The 19,277-nt window shown below is 74.5% G+C and carries 13 protein-coding genes; 9 read left to right on the forward strand and 4 right to left on the reverse strand.

The features are described from left to right. Positions 1-31: 31 nt before the first annotated feature. The 6 genes from SXIM_RS08685 to SXIM_RS08710 are packed head-to-tail and all read left to right on the forward strand — an operon-like array spanning position 32 to position 6,853. Positions 32-2,242, forward strand: a complete 2,211-nt coding sequence (locus tag SXIM_RS08685; protein WP_046723525.1) for a bifunctional glycosyltransferase/CDP-glycerol:glycerophosphate glycerophosphotransferase — start codon at positions 32-34, stop codon at positions 2,240-2,242. Further along, complete coding sequence (locus SXIM_RS08690; RefSeq protein ID WP_030725080.1) at positions 2,239-3,837, forward strand: glycosyltransferase family 2 protein; 1,599 nt, start codon at positions 2,239-2,241, stop codon at positions 3,835-3,837. Before SXIM_RS08685 ends, SXIM_RS08690 begins: the two co-directional genes overlap by 4 nt. 16 nt (positions 3,838-3,853) lie before the next feature. After that, positions 3,854-4,828, forward strand: a complete 975-nt coding sequence (gene galE / locus SXIM_RS08695) for a UDP-glucose 4-epimerase GalE (protein ID WP_030725078.1) — start codon at positions 3,854-3,856, stop codon at positions 4,826-4,828. 27 nt (positions 4,829-4,855) lie between these two features. Then, a complete protein-coding gene (locus SXIM_RS08700) occupies positions 4,856-5,386 on the forward strand; it encodes an ArsR/SmtB family transcription factor (RefSeq protein ID WP_030725075.1) in 531 nt (176 codons plus the stop codon). A gap of 19 nt (positions 5,387-5,405) precedes the next feature. Then, on the forward strand, positions 5,406-6,242 hold the full coding sequence (locus SXIM_RS08705; protein WP_046723527.1) for a M23 family metallopeptidase: 837 nt from the start codon (positions 5,406-5,408) through the stop codon (positions 6,240-6,242). Between the two features lie 26 nt (positions 6,243-6,268). Next, positions 6,269-6,853 (forward strand): helix-turn-helix domain-containing protein, encoded by a 585-nt coding sequence (locus SXIM_RS08710; protein WP_030725070.1) that lies wholly within the window; start codon positions 6,269-6,271, stop codon positions 6,851-6,853. Here the strand turns inward: SXIM_RS08710 and SXIM_RS08715 are convergent. The 3 genes from SXIM_RS08715 to SXIM_RS08725 are packed head-to-tail and all read right to left on the reverse strand — an operon-like array spanning position 6,850 to position 10,243. Further along, complete coding sequence (locus tag SXIM_RS08715) at positions 6,850-8,811, reverse strand: PLL family lectin (protein ID WP_046723529.1); 1,962 nt, start codon at positions 8,809-8,811, stop codon at positions 6,850-6,852. The genes SXIM_RS08710 and SXIM_RS08715 overlap by 4 nt on opposite strands. After that, positions 8,808-9,215: a GtrA family protein gene (locus tag SXIM_RS08720; RefSeq protein ID WP_030725064.1), complete on the reverse strand. Its 408-nt coding sequence runs from the start codon at positions 9,213-9,215 to the stop codon at positions 8,808-8,810. Before SXIM_RS08720 ends, SXIM_RS08715 begins: the two co-directional genes overlap by 4 nt. After that, the gene (locus tag SXIM_RS08725) at positions 9,212-10,243 is read right to left on the reverse strand and encodes a glycosyltransferase family 2 protein (protein WP_046723531.1); all 1,032 of its coding nucleotides are present in this window, start codon (positions 10,241-10,243) and stop codon (positions 9,212-9,214) included. Before SXIM_RS08725 ends, SXIM_RS08720 begins: the two co-directional genes overlap by 4 nt. Before the next feature lie 148 nt (positions 10,244-10,391). Here SXIM_RS08725 and SXIM_RS08730 point away from each other — a divergent pair, with 148 nt between their 5' ends. From SXIM_RS08730 to SXIM_RS08740, 3 genes are read left to right on the forward strand one after another with little or no spacing between them, the layout of a single operon-like run. After that, positions 10,392-11,966 (forward strand): DUF6056 family protein, encoded by a 1,575-nt coding sequence (locus tag SXIM_RS08730; RefSeq protein WP_053116140.1) that lies wholly within the window; start codon positions 10,392-10,394, stop codon positions 11,964-11,966. Beyond that, positions 11,963-14,746 (forward strand): bifunctional glycosyltransferase/CDP-glycerol:glycerophosphate glycerophosphotransferase, encoded by a 2,784-nt coding sequence (locus SXIM_RS08735; protein ID WP_046723532.1) that lies wholly within the window; start codon positions 11,963-11,965, stop codon positions 14,744-14,746. The genes SXIM_RS08730 and SXIM_RS08735 overlap by 4 nt, the downstream gene beginning before the upstream one ends. After that, complete coding sequence (locus SXIM_RS08740; RefSeq protein ID WP_046723533.1) at positions 14,746-15,888, forward strand: glycosyltransferase; 1,143 nt, start codon at positions 14,746-14,748, stop codon at positions 15,886-15,888. Before SXIM_RS08735 ends, SXIM_RS08740 begins: the two co-directional genes overlap by 1 nt. 173 nt (positions 15,889-16,061) lie before the next feature. Here the strand turns inward: SXIM_RS08740 and SXIM_RS08750 are convergent, their stop codons facing one another. Further along, positions 16,062-19,169, reverse strand: coding sequence for an AfsR/SARP family transcriptional regulator (locus SXIM_RS08750; RefSeq protein WP_078846875.1), 3,108 nt, complete (start codon positions 19,167-19,169; stop codon positions 16,062-16,064). Positions 19,170-19,277: the final 108 nt, after the last annotated feature.

Below are 19,277 nucleotides of genomic sequence, written 5' to 3' on the forward strand. Positions count from 1 at the left end.
TATTGCTCCCTCGTCCGGTGGATGTGGTGCCGTGCCCCGCTTCAGCGTCATCGTGACCGTCCACCAGGCATCCGCCGAGCAGCTGCACGCCGCCCTGACCTCCGTCCTCGGCCAGCGCCTCGCCGACCTCGAACTGATCGCCGTCGACGAGGCGTCATCCGGCACCAGCGACCAGGTCATCAGGGGGTACGCCGCCGCCGACCACCGCCTCGTACGGGTGCGGCTGCCGTACCCGGCGGGCCCCGGCGCCGCCCGCAACGCCGCCCTGGAACGGGCCCGCGGCACGTACGTCCTCTTCCTCGACGCCACCGACACCCTCGCCCCCGGCGCCCTGCCCGCCATCGACGCGCGGTTGCGCGCCACCGGCGACCCGCAGCTACTGCTGTTCCGGGACACCACCGGCGACGCCCCGCGCGGCCTGTACAGCCAGCAGCCCCCCGAGGTGATGACCCTCGCCGACCGCCCCGGGCTGCTGTGGCTGGACCCCGCCGCGCACACCCGCGCCCACCGCCGCGATCTGCTGGACCGCCTCGGGCTGCGCTTCCCGCCCGGCCACTACGAGCACATCCCCTTCGGCCCGCAGGCCCTGCTGGCCGCCGGGTCCGTCGCCGTCCTGGACCGCTGCTGCGTACGCCGGGCCGCCATGCCCGCGCACCCGCCCCGCGGCCGTGAGCACCTCGACGTCCTGCGCCAGTACGACCGGCTGTTCTCGACCGTCACCGCGCCCCGCTGGCGGGCCGCCCTCTACCACCGGATGGTCGCCCACCTCACCGAGCTCCACCAGCGGCCAGGACTGCTCCCGCCCGCCACCCGCGCCGAGTTCTTCCGGCGGGCCGCCGCGCTGTGCGCCCGGCACCGGGCCACCTCGGGGGCCACCGCGCTCACCGACGCCAGGAGCCGCACCCGCAGCCTTCCCGTCCTCGCCCGCCGGCTGCGCGCCACCACCGCACGGACCGTCCGCCGCGCCGTCCGGTTCCTCCTCCCCCGGCTGGCGGCCTGCGGTCGCGGAGTGCGCGCCGCCGCGTTCCATCTCCACTACCGCTTGCACCTCCTGCGCCCCCTGCGGCCCGAACTGGCGGTGTTCCTGCCCGCCACCGGCGCCTACACCGGCCACCCCGCCGCCCTGGAGGCAACAGCCCGCGCCCTCGCCCCGCACCTGCGCACCGTCTGGGTGGCCGGCCCCGAACACGCCCCGCACCTGCCCGACGGCGGCCCGCGCCGGCTGCACCCGCACTCCCCGGCCACCGCCCGCGCACTGGCCCGCGCCCGCTACCTCATCAGCGACGCCCCGTTCCCCGGCTCCGTCCCACGCGCCCCGCGCACCGGACAGCTGCGGCTGCAGACCCACACCGGCACCCCGATCGCCCGGCCGCACGGCCCGGACGGCCCCGCCGATCTGCCCTCTCTGCTGCGGCAGATCGACTGCTGGACCGCCGCCCTGTCCGCCGGACCGCACGCCACCCGCACCGCGCGGCACGCCTACCCCGGCACGTACGCCCTCCTGGAGTACGGCTCCCCGCAGGCCGACCGGCTGGTCACCGCGACCGCCGAGGACGTACGCGCCGTGCGGGCCCGGCTCGGCATCCCCGAGGAGGCGCTCGTCCTGCTGTACGCACCGGCCGAGCGCCCCTACGAGCCGGCCCCGGCCATCCCGCGCCTCGACGTGCCCGGCCTCGCCGCCCGCCTGGGCCCCGGTCATCTCCTGCTGACCCACGCCCCGGAGACGCCCCCGGCCGCCGGCCGCCCCTCGCTCATCGAGCTGTGCCTGGCCGCCGATGTGCTGATCACCGACTACCACCCGGTGATCTTCGACTACGCGCTCCTGGACCGGCCGATCGTCGTGCACGCCGAGGACTGGGCCGACTACCGCACCGCCCGCGGTGTGTGCCTGGAACTCCCCGACTGCCCGCCGGGCCCGGTCACCCGCACCGAGGACGAACTCCTCGCGCTGCTCACCGACCCCGCCCGCCCGCTGTGGCACGACCCGGCCGCCGCCCGGCGCCGAGCGGCGTTCCGGGCCCGCTTCGCCTCCGGGGACGACGGCCGGGCCGCCGAACGCGTCGTCCGCGAGGTCTTCCTCGACGGCCGCTCCGTCCCCCCGGTCACCCCGCCCGCCGGGGACGGTCCCCGGCCGGAGCCCGGCGGAGCGCAGCCTCGGCAGCCGCGCGCCCACCGCGTCACCGGCCCCGAGCCCCGCAGGGCCGCAGGCCCCGTACCGGCCCGCCAGGGTGGCGCCCCATGACCTCCCGCAGCGTCAGCGTCGTCGTCATCGCCTACAACGACGCCGCCCACGTCGCCGACGCGGTGCGCTCCGCGCTCGCGCAAGGCCCCGCGGTTGCCGAGGTGATCGCCGTCGACGACGCCTCCACCGACGCCACCGCCGCCGTCCTGGAACGGCTCGCCGCCCGGGAACCCCGGCTGCGGCTGCTGCGCCACCCCGTCAACAGCGGCGGCTGCGGCACCCCCCGCAACACCGGCCTCGCGGCGGCCCGGGGCCGCTACGTCATGTTCCTGGACAGCGACGACCTGCTGCCGCCGGGCGCCGCCGCAGCGCTGCTCACCGCCGCAACCCGGCACGACGCGCCGGTGACCGCCGGCCGGTGCGTACGCCGCGAACTGCCCGCCGGCACCGAACGCCCCTGGCAGCCCGCCCTGTTCGAGGCACCCGCCGCGCCCGCCGTGTACGACCCGCCGCGCCGCCACCCGGAACTCGTCCACGACACGCTGTGCGTCAACAAGCTCTACGAGCGCGACTTCCTGCGCGCCCACCGCATCACCTTCCCCGAAGGCCGCTTCCCCTACGAGGACTTCGTCTTCACCGCCCGGGTCCTGGCCGCCGCCCCACGGCTGGCCGTGATCGCGGACCCGGTGTACGTCTGGCAGGTGCGCCGCCGCTCCGCCACCCTGTCCATCTCGCTCGACCGGGGGCGCATCGAGCACTGGGCGGGCCGCCTCGAAGCGCACCGGCAGGCCGTCGACGTGCTGCGGACGGCGGGCGCGGAGCGGCTCGCCGCGGCGGCCCGCACCAAGTTCCTCGACCACGACCTCCCGCTGTACATCCGCGAACTCCCCTCGCGCGGAGCGGAGTTCCAGCGCTGGTGGTGGTCGCTGACCCGCGCCCACCTGGCCGCCTTCGCCCCGGCGGAACGGGCCGCGGCCCGCCCCGCGCACCGCTGGCTGACCGCCCTGCTGCTGGCCTCGCCCGCCCCCCGCGAACTGGCCAGGATGGCGGCGCTGACCGCCGCCCCGCCCCGGCTGCTGCCCCCGCTGGCCACCTCCGGCGGCCATCCCGTCTGGTCCGCCGACCTGCCGGACCTGCCCCTGGAGGGCCTGGACCACCTCCCCCTGGAGGCGCTGCCGCTCACCGTGGACGCCGAACTCGCGGGACCCGGCGCGTACCCCGTCCTGCGGCTGCGCGTCCACGAGCTGTACGGGCGACTGGCGGCGGCCGACATCTACGGGGTGGACGTGGAACTGTGGCACCGCGAGCGCGGCCGGCTCGGGCAGCGGCGCAGCGTGGCGCTGTTCCCCGACGGCACGGGCTGGGTCGCCTCCCCCCGGCTGGACCTGACCGCGCTGCCCGCCACCGACGCCGCCCTGGCGGTGTGGGACATCAGGGCGGGCATCCGCTGCGCCAGGGGCCGGACGGTGGTCACCGGGGTACGGCCCGTGGGCGCGGCCCCGCGCCGTACCGTGCTGCCCAGCCGGCGGCACGGGCTGCTGCTGGTGCAGCCGTACACCACCTCGCACGGTGCGCTGGCGCTGCGGGTCGCCCCCGGGGTGCGCGGCGCCACGGGGGTGGCGACGGCCCGGCTGCACCGCATGCTCAAGAACTGACCGAAGGAGAACCCGGATGACAACCTTCCTGATCACCGGCGGAGCGGGCTACATCGGCGCCCACGTCGTACGGGCGCTGCTGGCGGCGGGCGAGCGGCCGGTGGTGTACGACGATCTGTCCACGGGGGTGCGGGCCCGGGTGCCGGAGGGGGTGCCGCTGGTGGAGGGCAGCACCCTGGACCGGGTGCTGCTGGACCAGACGATCGCCCGGCACGAGGTGGGCGCGGTCATCCATCTGGCGGCGAAGAAGCAGGTGGCGGAGTCGATCACCCGGCCGCTGCGCTACTACCGGGAGAACGTGCACGGGCTGCAGATCCTGCTGGAGGCGGTGCGCGGGGCGCGGATCGAGACATTCGTCTTCTCCTCCTCGGCGTCCGTCTACGGGACCCCCGTGGACGACGGGCCGGTGACGGAGGACACCGTGTGCGCGCCGATCAGCCCGTACGGCGAGACCAAGCTGATCGGCGAGTGGCTGGTGCGCAACGCCGGGCGGGCGCACGGCATCTCCACGGCCTGCCTGCGGTACTTCAACGTGGCGGGCGCCGCGGCACCTGAGCTGGCGGACACCTCCGTCTCCAACCTCATCCCCATGGTGTTCGAACGCCTGGACGCGGGGCTGCCGCCGCTGATCTTCGGGGACGACTATCCGACCCCGGACGGCACCTGTGTACGGGATTACATCCATGTCGAGGATCTGGCGCAGGCCCATGTGGCGGCGGCGCGGGCGCTGTCGGAGCAGCCGTTCGCGGGGGATCTGACGCTGAACATCGGGCGCGGGGAAGGGGTCTCGGTGCGGGAGATGGCCGAGCAGATCGGTGTGCTGACGCATCACGAGGCGCTGATTCCGCAGGTGGGGCCGCGTCGGGTGGGCGATCCGGCGCGGGTGGTGGCGCGGACGGACGCGGCGGCCAAGCACCTGGGCTGGAGCGCGCGGCGCGGGGTGCGGGACATGATCACGTCGGCCTGGACGGGCTGGCGCTTCATTCGGTAATCACGTACAAGATGTACGCTATTCCGTATGAGTGACGGCCTGGAGGAACGGGTGGCGGCGCTGGAGAGCCGGGTGGCCGCCCTGGAGAGCGGGTCCGGCGGCGCGGACGCGGGCCCCGCCGGCGGAAGCGGGTCCGGGCCCGCCGGGGACTTCTGGGCACTGGAAGGGCTGCGCGCGCGGCTGCCCGGGGACGGCACGGGCGGAGTGCTGTTCACCGGCTCGGCGCGGCTGCCCACCGAGGAGTTCACCGAGTGGCAGTTCGGCCTGGCCACCGACACCGTGCTGGCCGCCGACTGGGAGCAGGCGGCGGAGTCCTTCGCGGCGCTGGGTCATCCGGTACGGATGCGGCTGCTGCGGGAGATCGTGCACGGCCGCCGCACCGTGGCCGAACTGGCCGCACTGGAGGACCTGGGCACCACCGGCCAGATCTACCACCACCTGCGGCAGCTGACCACGGCCGGCTGGCTGCACACCCCCCAGCGCGGCCGGCACGAGATCCCCGTCACCCGCGTCATCCCGCTGCTGGCGGCGCTGGCCATCACCCAGTCACCCGGCTGAACGTCCCGAGGAGCCCCCCATGGACACCTTTCGCACGATAGCCCCGGCCCTGGCCCGCACCTGCTGGACCGCGTTCCTCGCCCTCGCCGTGCTGGAGATCTTCTACGGAATTCCGTCATTCCTCGCGTGGGCCTTCCTCCTGTCGGGCGTGATGGTCACGTACGTCTCCACCCGCCCGCCGAGGAACCGGGAGTACCCGCCGCCGCTGGAGGTCGCGCCCCCGGTGACCGGCCGCTGGCTGGCCATGAACAGCCCGGCGGACAAGGTCCCCAGCCACGGCACCCACGGCTACGGCCAGAGCCACGCCATCGACATCGTCGCCGAACCGGCGGACGGCTCGCGCCCCGCCTTCGGCTGGTGGCCGCTGTCCCGCCCCAACCGCGACTTCCCGGCGTTCGGCGCCCCGCTGCTCGCGGTGGCCGAGGGCACCGTGGTCAGCGCCCGTGACTCCCAGCGCGACCATCGCAGCCGCAACTCCTGGCCCGCCCTGGCCTATCTGCTCGCCGAGGGCTTCCTGCGCGACATCGCCGGCCCGCACCGCGTCATCGGCAATCACGTGACCATCGACCTGGGCGAGGGCCGGTACGCGCTGTACGCCCATGTCCGGCGCGGCTCGCTGCGGGTGCGCGAGGGCGACCGGGTGACCACGGGCCAGCCGCTGGCGGAGTGCGGGAACACCGGCAACTCCAGCGAGCCGCACGTGCACTTCCAGCTGATGGACCACCCCGACCCGCGCCACGCCCAGGGCATCCCCTTCACCTGGACCGGCGTGGGCGTCCCGGCCAACAACGAGACCTTCACCGCCCCGGATCCGGTGGTGGCGCCAGCCACATCCGGCAAGAACGAGTTGCCATAATCGGGACGCCGTGGTGCGCTGGGGCCATGGAGTTCACGGATGTACTGGCCGAGGTCGGGGGGCGGTTGCGGCGGGTGCGCCAGGAGCGGGGGGTGACGCTGGCCGCGCTGTCGGAGGTGACCGGCATCTCCACCTCCACCCTCTCCCGGCTGGAGTCCGGGCAGCGCCGACCCTCGCTGGAACTGCTGCTGCCGCTCGCCAAGGCGTTCCAGGTGCCGCTGGACGAGCTGGTGGGAGCCCCGCCGGTGGGTGATCCCCGGGTACGGCTGGCGCCGCGCCAGATCCAGGGCGGGCGTACCGTCGTCCCGCTCAACGCCCACCCGGGGCCGCTCCAGGCGTACAAAATGATCATCCCGGGCCAGCCGGAGGGGCAGCCGGTCCCCGATCAGCGCACCCACGAGGGGTACGAGTGGCTGTACGTGCTCAGCGGCCGGCTGCGACTGCTGCTGGCCGACCGTGACCTGGAGCTGGGGCAGGGGGAGGCGGCCGAGTTCGACACCCGGCTGCCGCACTGGTTCGGCAGCGCCGACAACCGGCCGGTGGAACTGCTCAGCCTGTTCGGCCCGCAGGGCGAGCGCATGCACGTCCGCGCCCGCCCCAAGAGCGGCTAGGCCGTGTCGAACTCCGTGGAACGCAGCCGGGCGTCCGCGCCCAGGTAGGCGACCGTCGCCCGGCCCCTGGCCGTGGCCACCGCCGCCGGATTGCCCACGGCCATATGGCTCTCCGTCACCCACGGCGCGGGCGATACGGCCACCGCGACCCGGCCCGCCTCGTCCCGCACCGCCACCAGCGCGTCGTCCGCCTCCGCCACCGGCCCGCACCCCACCCCGCCGGGCATCAAGGTGACCTGCGGCTTCGCGCCCTCCACCCCGTCCACCACCGCCGTCTGCAAAGCACCCGTGCCCGGCTCGCGGAAGTACAGCTTCACCCCGGCACCCGCCTGCCGCGCCGTCAGGGGCCCGGTGACGGCGGGCAGTCCGGCGTCCACCGGGTCGCCGAACCCGCCGTCGGCCCGCTGCCGCCACAGCAGCACCTTCTCGTGCGTGGCCACCAGGATTCTGATCCGGCCGTCCCTGGCGGTCGCCGCCACCGGCCGGCTCCCCGCGTTGGAGCCGCCCAGGTCCTGCCAGGGGCCCCACTCCCCCGCCCCCGGGTCCCGGGTGCGGGCGCTCAGTCCGTGCTCGGCGTTCCGCACCGCGACCACCACCCGCCCCGCCGCGTCCACCCCGACGGCGGGCACCGACAGCTGCCAGCTCGCCTCCGCGTCCGTGCCGCCCGGCGCGCCCAGCGACTCCCACGGCCCGAGCCCCACCGAGGCGATCACCTCCCGCCGGTACCCGGCGTCGCCCGGCGCGCCGCCGACCGTACGGGTCCCGTACACCGCCGGCCGCCCGTCCGGGTGGCGCACCATGACGAGCCCGTCGTCGATGCCCGTCCCGGGCAGCAGCTCCGGGCCCTCCCACCGGGTCTCGCCCGCCTCCCTCCGCCACAGCGCGAGCCGTCCGCTGAGCACCGCGCAGGCCAGCACCCCGTCGTCGTCCAGCCGGTGCAGCCAGTCGGTGCCCATCTCGCGCGGGTCGCGCATGACCGGCACCCAGCGCAGCACGGGAGTGGCGCCCGTCTTGTAGTCGCCGCAGCCGTCCGGGTCGCCGCAGGTCGCGCCGACCCCGCCGTAGATGTGCAGGGTGCGCGCCTTGGCCTCGACGGCGGCCGGGCTCAATGTGGGGGGCAGCGTGCCGCCCCGGTAGCCGAGGTAGCTCTGCACGCTGAAGTGCGCGGGGTCCTGCGCCGCGTACCGCTCCAGCGCAAGCTGGGCGAACCTCGCCCCGTACATGTGGTCCTGGTGGTCGGCGTACACCTTCTTGCCCGGGCGCCGGTCCGGGGTCGGGTCCTGGAACCTGACATGGGTGGGGCCGGAGGCCCGCAGCAGTCCGGTGAGGGCGGCGGTCAGCTGGTCGCCGGTCACCGTGAAGTCCTCACCGACCACACTGCCGCGCGCCCGCAGCGATTCCAGCGTCCCGACCTGGCCGCGCCACAGTCCGCGCAGCGACTGCGGCACCTCGTCCGAGACCTTGCGCGCCTCGCGCAGTTGCAGCCATATGAGCCGCAGGGAGGGGCGCGCCAGCAGGGTGTCGCACTGGGCGGGGAAGCCGCCGGCGGTGGACAGGATGACGGAGTTCCAGCGGCTGTTGTGGTCGCCGGTGGCCATGTGGGCGTACGCGGCGCGCAGTCCGTTCTGCCGGGCACGGGCGAAGCGTTCGTGGCCCTCGCTCGGGGAGGGCCGCCCGGGGCCGCCGTTGCCGTTGACGCCGTTGGACTCGCCGGAGGTGAGGATCACGGTGGTGAGCGCGGCGGGGCCGCCCAGCGTGCAGCTCACGTCGGGGTTCATGAAGTACAGGTCGTCGTCCGGGTGGGCGATGATCTGCACGACCGAGGCGTTCTCCGCCGGGTCCGGGAGCGCGTCGTGGTCCTCACCGCCGGGTATGGGGCGCAGGGCCTCGATGAGGGTGGCGGCCCCGAGGACGGAGGCGAGCCCGCCCCCGAGCAGCGCGCGGCGGGACAGACTCATGGAGCGGGTTCCTCGCGGGGATGGGGCAGCAGGATGCGCCGGGACACCAGATAGGTGAAGGGTACGGCGCCGGCGGCGGCGAGCAGCGGGGCGGTGGTGCTGTTCAGTCCTGCGCCGCTGACCAGCAGATACAGGCCGGCGCTCTGTGCGAGGTAGTTGGTGAGCTGGGTCAGCGGGAAGAAGGCGAACTTCCGCCAGCTGGGGCGGGTGCGGTAGGTGAAGTAGGTGTTGAGGAAGAAGGAGCCGACCATGCTGGCGAGGTAGGCGAGCGTGAAGGCGGAGAAGTACGGCAGCCAGCGGTGCAGGGGCAGGTAGCAGAGGTAGAAGGTGCCGGTGTTGACGACGCCGATCAGGGCGAACCGGCCGAACTGGGCCAGCTGGGCCGCCCGGGGCACCGTCGTCATCGTTCGAGGTCCTCGGCGGGGGCCGGCTCGACGGCCGGGGCCGGGGCCGATCCCGGTGCCGGAGCCTGGCCGGCGCCGGCGAGGGGCGCGGGCGCCGGGGAGCGCACCTCGCCGCTCTCCTTCACCAGGTAGTGCGGCCGGCGCTTGGTCTCGTAGTAGATGCGCCCGATGTACTCGCCGATCAGGCCGAGCATCAGCATCTGGAGCCCGCCGAGCCCGGCGATGATGGCGACCAGGGTGACGTATCCGGGAACGGTGACCCCGCCGCTCAGGGCGGTGACGATCACCCAGCCGGCGTACCCGGCGGCGAGTGCCGCCAGCGCCAGACCGGTGTAGATGGCCATCCGCAGCGGCCGGTTGTTGAAGGAGATCAGGCCGTCCATGCCGTAGTTGAGCAGCGAGCCGAACCGCCACTTGCTGCCCCCGCCGCCCTGCCGTTCGGCGTCGCGGCAGTCGAAGGTGACGGTGTCGAAGCCGATCCAGGAGAACAGTCCCTTGGAGAAGCGGTTGTTCTCGGGCAGCGAGAGCAGCGCGTCCACCGCCGCCCGGGACAGCAGCCGGAAGTCGCCGACGCCACTGGTCAGCCGCACGTCCACCCAGCGGTTGACGGCCCGGTAGTACAGCCGGGACAGCAGGCCGCGCACCGCCTTGTCGCTGGAGCGGTCGCGTTTGGCCACCACCTGGTCGTGGCCGCGCCGGTGCAGCTGGAGCATGTGGCCGATCAGCTCGGGCGAGTGCTGGAGGTCGGCGTCCATCAGGACCACCGCGTCGCCGTCGGCCGCCCGCAGTCCGGCGAGCATGGCGGCCTCCTTGCCGAAGTTGCGGCTGAAGGAGAGGTAGCGGGTGTTCGCGGGGTGTTCGACGCGCAGGGCGCGCAGTCGGGTGAGGGTGTTGTCGGCGCTGCCGTCGTCGACGTAACACAGCTCGTAGCCGACGCCGAGCCGGTCGAGGCTGGTGCGCAGCTGCTGGTCGAAGCGGTCGATGACGGCCTCTTCGTTGTAGCAGGGGACGACGACGGACAGCTTCATGGCCGAGCTTTCCTTCCGGTTGTCCCGGATCTCCCGATCTCCCGCACAACGCGCGGGATCCGCGCTGCCGTGGACAGCCCGGCGTGCCTCAGTATGGTGCAATGCACCTATTTCATCCCATTTGCGACATGCGAAGGAGGGCGTCCGGGTGACACCGCGCACCACCGCATCGCGCCGCCGCCCGGCACTCGCGGTGGCCGCCGGAGCCGGCGCGCTGCTCGCGGTGAGTGCCGCCCTGGGACGGTACGTACGTCCCACCTCCGACGACTGGTGCGCCGCCTGGAAGACCCGCGAGATGGGCGTCCACGGCATCACCTGGGACTTCTACACCACCCAGAACGGCCGGATCGCCAACGCCTTCCTCAACGGCGTCACCTACACCGCCGGGCTGCTCGGCCCGAAGCTGCTGCCCGCCTTCCTGCTCCTCACCCTCGCCACCGGACTCGTCGTCCTGGGCCGCACCCTGGCCGTCCGCACCGGCCGTGAGGCTCCACTGCCGGCCCTGATCGCCGCCGCCCTCGTCCTGCCCGCCCTGCTGGTGTACGCCTCGCCGCTGCCCTACCAGACCCTGCTGTGGGCCCCCTCCACCATCTCCCACACCCTGCCCGCGATCATCGGCCTCTGGCTGATCGTCTGGGCGCTGTGGGCCCAGCGGCGCGGCAAGCGCGCCCGCCGTGCCGCGGTGCTCGGGGTGCTGGCCGCCGGGGTCTTCCTCGGCACCCTCAGCGAGGCGTTCAGCGCGGTCGCCCTCGTCCTGGCCGGCCTCGCCGGACTCGCCGCCCTGGCCCGCCGCCGCACCCCCGACGGCCACTACGTCCTCACCTGGTGCGCCGCCGGATGCCTCGGCCTGCTCGCCGGGCTCGCCCTGCTCTACACCTCCCCCGGCGCCCGCGCCCGGCGGCGCGTGCACCCGCCCGCCGGCGACCCCTTCTCCACCGCCGAACTCTCCGCCACCGTGCACGACTGGCTGCGGGTGTGGGAGTTCCTCGGGCGCGCCGCCGGCTCCTGGGTGTGGCTCGGCGCGTTCACCGTCGGCGTCCTGCTCGGCCTGGCCCTGCGCACCGCACCCCTGTCGCTGCCCCCGCTGACCGCGCCCCACCCTCCGCCAGCCTCCGGCCGGGGGTACCCCCAGCCGGCCACCGACACCCCCGTACGGCGCGGCGCCGACTCCGGCATGGTCGTCCTGCCCGCGCTGCCCGGGATCTCCGGCCGGCTCGCCCTGGCCGTCCCCGCCCTCGCGGTGGCGCTCACCTCCCTGGCCGTCGTCGCCGCCCTGCGGCTGGGCTACGGGGAAGGCGGCTGGACGTACTACCGCACCTGGAACAGCTTCCTGCTGCCCCTGCTGCTCGCCCTGTGCTGCTACGGCATGCTCGCCGGCCAGGTCCTCGCCACCCGGCTGCGCCCCCGCGCCCGCACCGTGGCCGCCCTGCTCACCACCGCCGCCACCCTGGGCGCCCTGGCCGGACTGCTCCCCGACGTACGGTCCCTCGCCACCGAGACCCGCGACCGCGCCGCCGCCTGGGACGCGCAGGACGCCCGCATCCGTACCGAGGCCGCCGCCGGTGCCACCGCCGTCGGCTACCAGCCGCTGCACATCGCCGGGCTCACCGAGCCCTTCATGGCCAAGAACGCCGAGGGCGACTGGGCCGCGCGCTGTGTCGCCGGCTTCTACCAGGTGGACCGCATCGAACCCATCGAACCCCGAGGGGGCGCAACCCCATGACCGACACGACGCTGACACCGGACGTCACGGTCGTCGTCATCACCTACAACGACGCCCACCGGCTGCCCCGCGCCGTCCACTCCGTCCTGCGGCAGACCCTGCGCAACCTGGAGGTGATCATCGCGGACGACTGCTCCACCGACGACACCGAACGGGTCGCCGGCGAACTGGCCGCCACCGACCCCCGGGTACGCGTCCTGCGGCTGCCGGAGAACAGCGGCGGCTGCAGCGCCCCCCGCAACGCCGGCATCGACGCCGCCCGCGCCCCGTACCTGATGTTCCTCGACAGCGACGACGAACTCCCGCGCCACGCCTGCAAATCCCTGCTGCTGACCGCCGAGGCCACCGGCGTCGACTTCGTCACCGGCGAGGTCACCCGGGTGAACGAGGAGAACGGCGCCCGCGCCCTGTGGTACCCGGAGCTGTTCGACAGCGATGTGCGCGTGGTGGACGGCATCGCGCGGGCGCCCGAGTTCTTCACCGACCACCTGTCCACCAACAAGCTCTACCGCGCCGCGTTCATCGCCCGCCACCGGCTGCGCTTCCCGACCGGCATGCACTACGAGGACCAGCTGTTCACCGCGAAGGCGTTCACCCTCGCCGACCGCTTCGCCGTCGTGCCCTGGCCCGTGTACACCTGGTACCTCGCCCACGACCCCGGCCAGCTGTCCATCTCCTCCAGCCGGCACAAGATGGCCAACGTCCGCGACCGGGTGCACGCCGCCCGGCTCATCGACACCTTCCTCACCGACAGCGGCAACGCCGCGCTGCGCCCCGCCAAGGACACCAAGTTCCTCCGTCACGACCTGCGGCTCTACCTCGGCGACCTGCCCTTCCGCGACCTGGAGTGGATCGGGGAGTTCACCGAGGTGGTCTCCGAGTACCTCAGCACCGGGATCACCCCGCAGGCGCGCGCCGAGCTCCCCCGCGAACAGCGCGTGTGCCAGTACCTGCTCACCGCCGGCCGCTTCGAGGACGCCCAGGCCGCCGCCCGCACCCTGGGCCGCCCGCTGCTCGCCCCGCCCGCCGTGATCCGCGACGGCGAACGCACCTACTGGGGCGACCACCTGCCCGACGACCCCGAGGCGCTCGCCGAACTCGACATCACCGAGTGGCAGCTGGACGCCCAGCCCTTCACCTCCCGCCCCGTACGGCACGAGCTGACCCGGGTCACCACCGCCGGCGCGAAACTGCGCCTCGGCCTGCGCACGTACGACCCGGCCCGGCTGCTGGCCGACCCCGACGGCATCACCGCCGAACTGTGGCTGGCAACCTCGGGCGAGCCGCTGCGCGTCCCCTTCGCCTACGTGCCGGCCGGAACCGACCGCTACGAGGCCGACATCGAGGTCGACCTGCGCAAAGTGCCCATGGCCGCCAAGGGGTTCAAGGGCCGCCGCCACCCGGTGATCGCCCTGGAACGGCTCGGGCTGCGCCGCACCGACATCCTGCTCGCCCCCGGCGATCTGCCCGCCCGCCGCACCCGGCTCGCCGGACACTCCATCGGCGTCGCCGTGGAGGAACGCGGCGCCGGCCGCCTCGAACTCACCTGGTCCCGCTCCGGACTGCTGGCCGGCGCCGAGGTCATCGCCCCGGCCCTCGGCCCGGTCCGCCGCAAGACCGCCCGCGTCAGCCGCCGGCTGTCCGGCCCCCGCCTGAAGACCTGGACGTACCAGGAGCTGAAGCGGCTGCCCCGGGACCGCGACCTGGTGGTCTTCGAAGCGCTGGAGGGGCGCGGCTACGCCGACAGCCCCCGCTACATCTACGAGGAACTGGTGCGGCGCGGACTGCCCCTGAACGCCGTGTGGTCCCACGCGGGCGACCCGTCCGGCTTCCCGCCCGGCGTCCCGCTGGTGCGGCGCGGCAGCTGGGAGTACGTGCGGACCCTGGCCCGCGCCCGCTACTGGGTCGACTCGCACGGCTTCCCCGCCGCGTACGGCAAACCGCGCGGCACCCGCTACCTGCAGACCTGGCACGGCCAGGCGTTCAAGCACATGGGCTTCGACATCCCCGAACTGCGCTTCGGGAGCGAGGACAAGCAGCGGCAGCACCGGGAAGCGGTCGCCCGCTGGGACCTGCTGATCGCGCCGAGCGAGGAGTTCGAGCGCACCTTCGTCCGGGCCAACGGCTACACCGGTGAGCTGCTGCGCTGCGGGCTGCCGCGCAACGACGTGCTGGTGCGCTGGCGGGAGGTGGAGGCCAGGGACCGGGCGCAGGCGGCGCGGGTGCGGCTGCAGATCCCGGACGGGCGCAAGGTCCTGCTGTACGCGCCGACGTTCCGGGACGGGGCACGCGGCTCGGGCGCGTCGCTGCGGGTGGACCTGGCCCAACTGGCGGCCGGCATCGGGCAGGAGTGGACGATCGTGGTCCGCCCGCACTACTACGAACGCTTCGAGGTGCCGCGCGAGGTGGCCCCGGTGGTGCGGGACGGGCGCGGCTTCCCCGACATCAACGATCTGCTGCTGGCCTCGGACGCGCTGCTGACGGACTACTCCTCGGTGATGTTCGACTACGCCAACCTGGGGCGGCCCGTCCTGCTGTTCGCGGACGACTACGAGCACTACCGCAACAGCGCGCGCGGCGCGTACTACGACCTGGCGGAGATCGCGCCCGGCCCGGTGCTGACGGAGACCGGGGAACTGGTGGAGGTGGTGAACGACCTGGACCGGGTGCAGAAGGAGCACGCCGACCGGTACGCGGCGTTCCAGAACCGCTTCACGACCTACGAGACCGGCGGCGCCAGCTGGGCCGTGGTGGAACGCTTCTTCGAAGGAATCGCCTGATGAAACACCGCAACATCTTCCTGATCGGCATCGACGTGGACTCCATGGGCGGCTCCCAGCGGGTGCTGCACACCCTGGCCCAGGGGTTCGCCGGGCGCGGGCACCGGGTGGAGCTGATCGGCATCCGGCCGAGCCCCGAGCCGCACACGTACCAGCCGGACCCCGGCTACCGGCACACCACGCTCTACCCGGAGCCGGCACCCGAACCCTGGCGGGCCAACACCTTCGCCGAGCGGCTGAACTGGTCCCGGATCAGGGAACAGCGCGCGCGGTCGGACCACCGCGACGAGGCGCTGGTGAAACTGAAGGAACGGCTGGCCGCCGTCGACACCGGCTACCTGATCATCGGCTCACCGTGGGCGGCCGACTGGCTGCGCGCCGCCGAATGGCCGCATCTGCGGGGCATCGGCCAGTACCACGAGTCGTACGAACAGGCGCGGGCCTCCGCCAACCTGCGGCTGATCCTGCGGCACTACCCGGAGCTGGAGAAGTCCGTCTTCCTCAGCGAGGGCGACGCCGCGCTCTTCCGCCGCGACCGCCTCCCCAACGCGGCCACCATCCCCAACCCGCTGCCGTTCAGCCCGGGTCTGGCCGCCCGGCTGGACACCCGGCGGATCGGGGCGGTGGGTCGTCTGGAGCCGGTCAAGCGGCTGGACCGGCTGATCGACGCGTTCGCGGACACCACGACCCGGGCGCCCGACTGGGAACTCCACCTCTTCGGCGACGGGCCGCTGCGCGGCACGCTGGAGGCGCACGCGGCCTCGCGGGGCGTGGCGGAACGGGTCCACTTCCGCGGCAGCGTCCAGAACATGGCCGCCGCCTACCGCGAACTGTCGCTGCTGGCCCTCACCAGCGACCGCGAGGGCCGCCCCATGGCGGTGGCGGAGGCGGCGGCCTGCGGCGTCCCGACGGTGAGTTTCGACCTGTCGGCGGGCGTGCGCGAACTCATCAAGGACGGCCACACCGGCACCCTGGTCCCGCCCGGCAACACCCACGCCTTCACCCAGGCCCTCACCCACCTGATGACCGACACGCCCCGCCGCCACCACTACGGCGCGGCGGCCCGCAACCACGTGGCCCCCCTGGACCTCCCCCGGGTCCTGGACCGCTGGGAGGCCCTGTTCGAGGAGATCGACCGCTGAAGGGCCGGCGGAAGGCTGTGCTCCTGCGGTGACGGCGCGGTTGTGCCCGGGGGCCGCGACCGCTGGATCACCCGGCACACGGCGGCCGGCGAGATCCCGGGCAACGGCGGCGGCTGCCGCAGCCGCAACCCCGTGCACATCCCCACCCACAACGGATCGGTCCGCGACACCTCTCAGGGAGCGGGCGCGCCGCCCAGCTGGCCGAGGTCGTAGCCGTGGGCGGCGGCCAGTGCGGTGGCCCGGCCGGTCCAGCCGGGTTCGGTGGTCGTGGCGGCCAGCCCGACCACGGCGTGCAGTTCGGCCCGCCGGTAGGTGAGCGTGCCGGCCAGCTCCAGCGCCGCCCGGTGGTGGCCGACCGCGGCGGCCGGGTCACCGAGGGCGGCCAGGGCCCGGCCGGCCGCGTTGTGCGCCTCGGCCAGCGCCCACTGGTCGCCCTGGTCCCGGGCGATCCGTACCGCCTCGGCCGCGCGTTCCCCGGCCAGCTCGGCCCGCCCGCGCTCCGCGTCCAGTTCGGCGAGATAGGCCAGCGCGAGCGCCTGCGGGCGGTGCCCGGTGCAGTTGGCGCGGCTGCGCGCCAGCGCCGCCTCGAAGGACAGCGCCGCCGACTCGGAACGGTCCAGCGCCCGGTGCACCAGAGCGAGTTCGACCAGCACCATGCTCTCCAGGTGCGGTACGCCCTCCGCCCGGCTCAGCCGCAGCGCCTTCCCGTACAGACCGGACGCCCGCTCCAGCGCGCCGGAGTCGGCCTCCACCCGGGCCAGCGCGCACAGCGCCGTCGCGGTGTGGAGATGACTGCCGTCCCCGCCCTCCCCGTAGAGCCGTACGGACTCGGTCAGCCGTTCGCGGGCCGCGCCGAGTTCGCCGATCGTCCAGTGCCTGCGTCCCAGTTGCTCGTGGGCGGCGGCCCGGATGCGCGGCCAGCCGTACTCCTCGCCGATGGCCAGCGCGCGCTGGGCGTGCCGCTCGGCCTGGGCCATCAGTCCGGCGGTGAGCGAGGCGTCCACCAGGGTCAGGGCCAGTTCGGCGGCTGCCCGCGCGTCCTGGGCCCGTTCGGCGGCGCGCAGCCCCGCCTCGGCCATGGTCAGCCACTCGGCGACCAGCGAGCGCCGTTTGCACAGGTCGTGCAGCGTCCCGGCGAGCCGCCAGGCCACCGGGTAGGGGCCGTGCCGGGCGGCGTAGGCCGCCATCGCCGCGTAGTTGGGCAGCTCGGCCTCGGCGTTCGGCAGCGCGGACTCCGGGCCGGCCGGCCCGTCCCGGCCACCCTCCGCGGTCTCCATCCGGCCGTGCGGGCCTACCACGTGCGGGTGCCCGGAGCCGCCGCCCAGCACCGACGCGGTCCGCAGGTACCAGGCGGACAGCCGGCGTACCGCCGCCTCGCGCTCGCCGCGGTCCTCCTCGGCGTAGACCCGCTGCCGGGCGTACTCGCGCAGCAGATCGTGCGGAAAGCGGAACCGGTCGGCGTGGTGCTGCTCGATGAGGTGCGCGGCCGACAGCACCGACAGCGCCCGTCCGGCGACAGGTTCGGCGACGCCCGCGACGGCCGCGGCGGCGGCCTGCGTGAGGTCGGGGCCCGGGATCAGTCCGATGTGCCGCAGCACCCGCTGCACGGTGGTGTCGAGTCCCCGGTAGGACAGGGCCAGCGAGGCCGCGACCGAGACCCGTTCGTCCTCCGGCGCCGACACCCCCGCCAGCGGCCCCGACGCGGCCAGCCGGCGGGCGACCGCGGCCAGCGGGATGTGCGGGGAGATCGCCGCCCGGGCGGCCACCACCCGCAGGGCGAGCGGCAGATGGCCGCAGAGCCGGGCGATCTCCGCGATGGCGGCCTCGTCACCGGCGGCGGGCGGCCCCAGAACGGTCCGCAGCAGCGCGTCCGACTCCCTGACGCTGAGCACGGGCAACTGCACCCGGTGCGCGCCGCTGTGCACGGCGAGCCCGGTCAGCCGGCGGCGGCTGGTGATCAGCACGGCGCAGTGCGCGGATCCGGGCAGCAGCGGCAGCACCTGGTCGGCGTCGGCGGCGTTGTCGAGCACCAGCAGGGCACGGCGGTGCGCGAGGACGGAGCGCAGCAGGGCGGAGCGCTCGTGCACGGCGGGCGGGATGCGGCGCGGCGGGACGCCGAGCGCGCGCAGGAACTCCCCCAGGACCTGGCCCGGTTCGACGGGGGCGAGCGGATCGAAGCCGCGCAGGTCGGCGAAGAGCTGGCCGTCCGGGAAGGACGCCGCCACCTGCTGGGCGCAGCGCACCGCCAGCGCCGTCTTGCCGATCCCGGCGGTGCCCTCCACGCACACCACCGGCATGCCGCCGGACAGCAGCAGTGAGGTGATGCGCTTGACCTCGGCGGTGCGGCCGGTGAAGCCGAAGACGGGGTAGGGCAGTTGGGCGGGTTCGGCGACCGGCGGGTACCCCCCGGCGAGCGCCGCCGGGGCCGGACCCGCAGGAGGGGCGACCGCGGCCCGCGCATCACCGTCCCCGCCACCGTCCCGGCCCACCTCGCGGGCTCCGGCCCCGGCTCCGGCACCTGGGCCGGGCCGCTGCTCGTCGGCCGCTCCGGAGAGCACCCACTGGTGGGCGTCGCGCAGTTCGGGCCCCGGGTCGGCGCCGTACTCCTCCGCCAGCCGGCGGCGTACCCGTGTGTACACGTCCAGCGCCTCGGTCTGCCGCCCCGACTGGGCCAGGGAACGCATCAGCAGGCCGTGCAGCCGTTCGCGCTGCGGGTACTGGCTGGTGAGCCGCACCAGTTCGGGGACGTGTTCGGCGCCCCGGCCCAGCCGCAGCCCCAGACCGTACATTTCCTCCTCGGCGGCGACCAGGCGCTCGGTGAGCCGGTCGCGCTCCAGTTCGATGCCCGGTCCGTCGGTGCCCTCCACGAGGTCGCCCCGCCACAGTCCGACCGCCCGGCCGAGCGCGTCGATCGCCTCGGCGGGCCGGCCGGCGTCCCGCAGGGTGCGGGCCCGCGCGCACAGTTCCTCGAACTCCCACAGGTCGAGGCCGCCCTCCGGCCGCAGGACGTAGCCGCTGCCGGTGAGGGTGATCGGGGTGCCGGGCGGCAGGGCGCGCCGCAGTCCCGAGATGTACTTCTGCACGAGATTGACCGCGTGCCCGGGCGGAGAGCCGCCCCACACCGCGGTGATGATGCCGTCGACCGTGACCGGGCGCGGGCCGCGCAGCAGCAGTGCCGCGAGCACCGCACGCTGCCGCGGCGGGCCCAGATCGATCTCGGCGGTTCCGTCCAGGGCCCGTAACGGCCCGAGCACTTCACAACGGATCGCATTCTTCGCCATCGGCTTCCCCCCTGAAGTCCGTTGGGATCATAGGTTCCTGGCGACGGGCGCGGCTACCGCCACAGCGCGGAGTTCACAAGACCGACTCCGGGAAGCGGCACCAACCCT

This window comes from Streptomyces xiamenensis (assembly GCF_000993785.3).
GTDB classification, from domain to species: Bacteria; Actinomycetota; Actinomycetes; order Streptomycetales; family Streptomycetaceae; genus Streptomyces; species Streptomyces xiamenensis.

What these genes read in the sequence shown, in the direction of transcription:
- SXIM_RS08725 (WP_046723531.1), bottom strand. Translation starts at nt 10,243, where the DNA reads ATGAAGCTGTCCGTCGTCGTCCCCTGCTACAACGAAGAGGCCGTCATC.
- SXIM_RS08750 (WP_078846875.1), bottom strand. Translation starts at nt 19,169, where the DNA reads ATGGCGAAGAATGCGATCCGTTGTGAAGTGCTCGGGCCGTTACGGGCC.
- SXIM_RS08700 (WP_030725075.1), top strand. Translation starts at nt 4,856, where the DNA reads ATGAGTGACGGCCTGGAGGAACGGGTGGCGGCGCTGGAGAGCCGGGTG.
- SXIM_RS08720 (WP_030725064.1), bottom strand. Translation starts at nt 9,215, where the DNA reads ATGACGACGGTGCCCCGGGCGGCCCAGCTGGCCCAGTTCGGCCGGTTC.
- SXIM_RS08710 (WP_030725070.1), top strand. Translation starts at nt 6,269, where the DNA reads ATGGAGTTCACGGATGTACTGGCCGAGGTCGGGGGGCGGTTGCGGCGG.
- SXIM_RS08715 (WP_046723529.1), bottom strand. Translation starts at nt 8,811, where the DNA reads ATGAGTCTGTCCCGCCGCGCGCTGCTCGGGGGCGGGCTCGCCTCCGTC.
- SXIM_RS08690 (WP_030725080.1), top strand. Translation starts at nt 2,239, where the DNA reads ATGACCTCCCGCAGCGTCAGCGTCGTCGTCATCGCCTACAACGACGCC.
- galE (WP_030725078.1), top strand. Translation starts at nt 3,854, where the DNA reads ATGACAACCTTCCTGATCACCGGCGGAGCGGGCTACATCGGCGCCCAC.
- SXIM_RS08705 (WP_046723527.1), top strand. Translation starts at nt 5,406, where the DNA reads ATGGACACCTTTCGCACGATAGCCCCGGCCCTGGCCCGCACCTGCTGG.
- SXIM_RS08740 (WP_046723533.1), top strand. Translation starts at nt 14,746, where the DNA reads ATGAAACACCGCAACATCTTCCTGATCGGCATCGACGTGGACTCCATG.
- SXIM_RS08735 (WP_046723532.1), top strand. Translation starts at nt 11,963, where the DNA reads ATGACCGACACGACGCTGACACCGGACGTCACGGTCGTCGTCATCACC.